This window comes from Enterobacter cloacae complex sp. P1B (assembly GCF_014982345.1).
Classification (GTDB): domain Bacteria; phylum Pseudomonadota; class Gammaproteobacteria; order Enterobacterales; family Enterobacteriaceae; genus Enterobacter; species Enterobacter bugandensis.
Window position 1 is genome coordinate 1 of the sequence record NZ_JADCLF010000029.1, and the last position, 368, is coordinate 368.

The following is a 368-nucleotide window of genomic DNA, read 5'->3' on the forward strand; positions in this document are numbered from 1 at the left end:
GCGGCAGAGACCGCCGTTTTTTCCCCGAAGGTGACCTGCACCTGGTTAACCTTATTTTTTTAATTATATGGCGTCCTTCGAGTGCTTCTAATGTTTTTTCGTCGGCAGCATCTGTCCATAAGTATGGGCGTCTGGACGACAGGTCCACAGGGTGCGCGTGTACGGATGCGTCGCCTGCGGGAGCCGGTTCGCCGCCATCTCATCGACCTTTTCACCCTGATACATCACCAGCACGCGGTCGCAGTGCTCCGCCACCAGCGGCAGATCGTGGCTGATTAACAGCATCGCCATCTGGCGTTCTTCGCACTGCTGTACCAGCAGCTCGAGGATCTGGTTGCGCAGGCGGGCGTCCAGCGCGGAGGTCGGTT

The 368-nt window shown here is 58.2% G+C and carries 1 pseudogene; it reads right to left on the minus strand.

The window, feature by feature from the left end:
• Positions 1-87: 87 nt before the first annotated feature.
• A pseudogene (locus INF77_RS23050) lies at positions 88-368 on the minus strand (ABC transporter ATP-binding protein); the annotation flags it as partial.